The organism is Vibrio genomosp. F10 str. 9ZD137, from assembly GCF_049974785.1.
In the GTDB taxonomy this organism is placed as follows: domain Bacteria; phylum Pseudomonadota; class Gammaproteobacteria; order Enterobacterales; family Vibrionaceae; genus Vibrio.
In genome coordinates this window covers 1-4,928 of sequence record NZ_JBNGCJ010000178.1, presented here as the reverse complement: position 1 = coordinate 4,928, position 4,928 = coordinate 1, and the positions used below count along the sequence as shown (strand labels likewise).

2 protein-coding genes and 2 pseudogenes are annotated in these 4,928 nt (G+C 38.6%); 2 read left to right on the top strand and 2 right to left on the bottom strand.

Features of this window, described 5'->3' with window-relative positions; all coding sequences use genetic code 11:
• Positions 1-361 (top strand): annotated as a pseudogene (gene pheT / locus ACP45E_RS02325) (phenylalanine--tRNA ligase subunit beta); the annotation flags it as partial.
• 133 nt (positions 362-494) lie between these two features.
• Here the strand turns inward: pheT and ACP45E_RS02320 are convergent.
• Both ACP45E_RS02320 and ACP45E_RS02315 read right to left on the bottom strand, forming a co-directional pair.
• Positions 495-2,285 (bottom strand): UvrD-helicase domain-containing protein, encoded by a 1,791-nt coding sequence (locus ACP45E_RS02320; RefSeq protein ID WP_017037990.1) that lies wholly within the window; start codon positions 2,283-2,285, stop codon positions 495-497.
• Between the two features lie 2 nt (positions 2,286-2,287).
• Complete coding sequence (locus ACP45E_RS02315; RefSeq protein WP_017037989.1) at positions 2,288-4,504, bottom strand: AAA family ATPase; 2,217 nt, start codon at positions 4,502-4,504, stop codon at positions 2,288-2,290.
• A gap of 307 nt (positions 4,505-4,811) precedes the next feature.
• Between ACP45E_RS02315 and ACP45E_RS02310 the strand changes: the two are divergent.
• Positions 4,812-4,901: pseudogene (locus ACP45E_RS02310) on the top strand (alpha/beta hydrolase); the annotation flags it as partial.
• Positions 4,902-4,928: the final 27 nt, after the last annotated feature.

The following is a 4,928-nucleotide window of genomic DNA, read 5'->3' as shown; positions in this document are numbered from 1 at the left end:
CGGCCGTACTATCGTATTCGAAATCGAATGGGCAGCTATCAACACTCGCGTGCTTCCAGAAGCAGTAGCAGTATCTAAGTTCCCTGCAAACCGTCGTGATATCGCAGTAGTTGTTGACGAAGCAGTCGCTTCTGGCGACATCGTTGAAGCGTGTATCGCAGCGGGTGGCGAATTCCTAACAGGCGCTAAACTGTTCGACGTATACGTTGGTCAAGGCGTTGAAGAAGGTAAGAAGAGCCTAGCTATCGCACTTAGCCTACAGTCTGTAGAGCGTACACTTGAAGATGCAGACATCGCTGGTTCAGTAGATGCTATCGTAGCTTCAATCTCAGAGAAATTCGGCGCAGCACTTCGCGACTAATCTCTCTGATAGATAGAAAAACCAAAGGCCTCGCATTGCGAGGCCTTTTTTGTTTTGGAGTAATTAGGGTAGAGGGCTCTGATTCTTAATGGGACACCTATAAGCTATAATTTGTGTCCTAGTTCGTTAATGGCTAGATTAAATCATCATAATCATGTGCAATGCATCGCAGAACTTCTGTAGAATCGCGTTCAATTGAACGGTACGAGTCCATCCTTCCTCTTTCCGAAATCAGATGTAGGTTTTTCCTTGCCCTTGAGCCTATAACATAAAGAAGCTTCTTAGCACTTCCGGCTGAAGAGTCGTTAAAGTTTGGTACTAATCCTTCAAGAAGACCAAACGATATTACAGTATCGTATTCACCACCTTTTACTCCGTGTATTGTTGACACTTTGATCCCACTTTTAGGCTTAAATGCTCGACGAAAAGACTCGATATCGGTTGCAAATTCCTCACTCTCTTTGAGGAGTCTGCTTATTCGATCTTCGGTACTATTAAAAAAGGATTTGTAGTGCTCTTGAAGCATAGGATAAAGCGAATAATCAACCCCCAAATTTTTGAACAACTCACTAAAAAAAGAGCGTAGATAAGTAATTCCATCGTCTTCATCAATTGAAATAGAGTTGATGGTTTTAAGGAGGTCTTTCGGGGTGAAAGATTCTATGTACACCATTGCTATCTCGAAATCATATAGTATTTCCGATGCCCAACGTAGGCGTTTAACATACATACTAGGAGAGGGCTCAGTGAGAATAATTCTAGTAAGCTTGTACCAGATATTCTCAAGATCCCTCGAAAATGGTACTAAGCCGGGTCCGTCAAAACTATATTGAGGCAAGCGCTGAACCAAGTTCCGAGTCAATGCCGCTAAGTGTGTCCACCAAGGTGCGATAATACAAATATCATTCTCAGGAATTTCACAATTATTAATATTGTGTTCAATATACAAGCTAACCTGTTCAATTAAATTGTCTTTGTGGGTAACTTGGTCGTAAGTTATTGTGCTCTGATAGTTTTTATTGTTGCCTTCTGCAATTGTCGCACTCGGGCTGACATTGTAATTTCGATAATACTCGATAATTTTTCGGGAGCTTCTATAGTTCTTATCCAAAGACATTTGGGTAAATGGAGCTTCAGTTAAAGATTCAAGTTCCGTATGGGATATAGCATAGCCACCCAATGACGTATATATAGCTTGGTTTGGGTCACCAACTATAAATGTGTTCACCTTACTAGGATTAGCTCTCATTATGCTTGCTATAATTGAGTACTGAATCTCTTTAGTATCTTGATATTCATCTATAAAAACGTAAGCAAATAGATTAGATAATATCTTTGGTATAGCTACCTTATCGCTCAAAAGTTCATACGAGAAGTACAATATCTGTTCAAAATCTATCTGATGATTCTCGGCAAGATGTTGATGGTAAGCTTCCAAAACACTGTTAGCTAGACTCCCACCACTTCCTGTAATATTGATGCCTCTTGGCGTATAAAAATGCGAACACTGATAGTAGGTGATCTTATGTTGAGATCGTAATTCAGCACAAATATTGGTTATCAGCTCTTCACTGTCATATGAATTAATTACCTTGAAACCATTTTTAAGCTTTTCATGATATATACCATAAGGCTTTATAATCCATTCTAGGCAAAAAGCATGAATCGTCCCGATCCAAAGTTGAGAAGTTTCAACTCCTAGCAACTCTATTCTTTCGCGTATTTCATCTGCTGCACGATTCGTATATGTAATTGCTACAATCCACTTCTTTTCATCGGTCAACGTAGATAATTCAAGAGCGATTTTGTAGGTTAATGTTCGTGTTTTTCCACTTCCAGGGCATGCTTCAAGAAATACATTACCAGTTTGCTGAATGGCCTCGACTTGCTCATCATTGAGGTCACCTTTATCCCATGCAAACATGATTAAATCCTTTCTAAGAAGTGATTATTTCCTGTTGGGAAATCAGCAATAAATTCAGATTTAATCTCATTTATATCATCAGTCAATAAATCAAACACCTCCCACTTAGGTGCAAATGTTTCGATTCCAGTTTGATACGGTAATAGATAAGCTTCGCACCTTGCTTTGAGTTCTGTGTCTCCATCCGCTTCGGCTTTTTCCATGTGCTTTTCACCTTCAGCAACAAGGTTTAGTACTGTTTGGTAGCGATAATCTAGTATCTTAAAAACAAGTTCAGGCTTAAATTGACCATGTGCAAAACTAATAGCGTTTAAGATGTAATCTGGGATTACTACTCGAGAGTTAATAGCTTTAGCAAGAGTGATAGCAAACCAACCTTTACCTTGATGATTTGCCATTGTTAATGCCCTTACCCCTGATATATCGAGCGCCGATGACGATAGTTCTTCTCTCGATTTAACTTTTGTGGCTTCATCAGTATAAACATCTTCAACAATATTCTTTAGATATAAATTATTTGAGGATTTAATGAAATCAACTTCAAAAGTATGATCTGCGTAAAAAGGAGTTAGCCATTGGTTACCTGTACAGAATGTATCAAGTGCTAGTTTTCGGGTTTGCCCAGACTCTTCAGAACCTAGCGCCTTTTTCTTTTTTTTCTTTACAGAATCAGTATCTGCATCGAGTATTGTAGTATCAAAAAAAGTTGCATCGAGATCAGTGATAATACTACAACGCTTCTTAATACGTACGTCACTAAAGAGCATCGCAATATTTTCAAATCCAGTGCTTCTTATATTAACAAGGCTTATCCCCATTTCATCTAAACTTAGGCCTGTTACCTTTTTGAACAGAACTGGAATCAGGATTTCTTCCGCATCTCCTTCAACCAAAATGACACTTCGCGCAAACAACAGGTTGCTACGAATTGCATCCAGATAGCGTTGAACAAATTCACATTGCGGATCACTAAGACCCGTAGCAGGCTGGAAGACCTCACAGTTACCTTCAACAAGCCCAATAATGTTCATATTTTTGATATTACTAACTTCAGAGATATGTGACGAATGAGTGGAGTATATGATTTGAGTATTATCGTAGTTAATATTATCGAATAATGACTTTTGTATATGAGTATGGATATGAGCTTCTGGCTCCTCAATCAACAAGAAGTTAGCGATAGATTGATTAGCTTTTTGATATTTGAACTCTAGAAGTTTCAAAGTGAGGTATAAAAGGTTCGCGCCACCTAAACTCATTTCGTGAATAGCACCTTCATGCACATCGTTGGACTCTGCAACAAAAAGTTTGAGGGATTGGAATAACTGGTCTGAATCATCAGTTAAACTTGAGCGGATAGAAATAGAGTTTGGTGAGTAGGTATCCCCAACTGTGTCACCTACCGTCGATGTGATGTCATCTCTAACATCACAGACGTCAGGCAAACCTTCAATATTTTCATTTAATGTTTTGATCAACTCAGCTATTGGTTGAAAGTCTTCAGGGGAGATCTCTCCTGACTTATTTTTTAGCAGTGTTAACACAGGGTTGGTTCTATTATTGTGGAAATCAGAAACCACGTCTCTCAGTGCTTTAATGAAAGTAAAAGATACCTCATTAGGCATATTAAGGATATATGGTAAACGTACACCAACATCTGGGTTGTTTAATTCACTTGGAAAAACGATAGCATCAAAGTCACCAACAATAGATTTATATTCCTCCGGATCAGCAAAGTTAGCTGTGCTTTTTCCAGTTAATACCGTTTCATAGTCTTCTATCGAAACACCGCTTAAACACTCTTCTAGTGCTGTAGCATTACCTGCGGGAAGTATTGAAAGAGCTTGGCGTACATGAGCTTTAGGTCTGAATATTAAGTTATAAGTAGCTTTGGTTACTACCTCATTTTCACCGTCGATATTTCCGTTACCATGGAGAAACAGGGATTGACTAGCTTCATCACTAGAAATATCGCTAAACTCACAACTTATAATAATCCAATGTCCCCTCCAAGGACCTAACGACCTACAGAAATCATCCTCAGACAGTTTGGTAGACGAACGAGGCATTGAGTTATCAAGTAGTAATCTCATTGCACGGAATAAGTTAGTCTTACCTGATGCATTCTCACCAATTACTGTGTTGATACCTTTGTTAAAGTGAAGCTTAACGTTCTTGAAGTTACGGTAGTTGACTAGGTTTAACTTGGTGATGTGCATATAGCCTCGAAATCAATGTCTTATTTGGATGATATAATACTCCGCCTTAACTGATCCTCATAAGATAAAATTAAAAATAACACTTTTTTTATGGGTTTTAAGTTTCTGATAAATATGTAAATAATGAGTTTTTGGTCTTCATGTTGAGAGGGGCTCTGTCGAAAAAACACAGTGTTTTCTAAATCTAATTTAGTGCGCCTTTCTTGAACGTGACTCTTGACCCGTCTACAACTTCACACTTTATAGTGACTATATTGATTGAGAGGGGCGCTTTCTGTGTTCCCTCCAAAGTAAGTAGAGAGACACTATGAAACGTTTAATTCTAAACATCACACTCTTGGTTTTCATGGCGCTTGGTAGCATGAGTGCCATAGCTCATGACTCAACAGTTAAGTACAGGTATTAAAAGGACACACACTGTAAA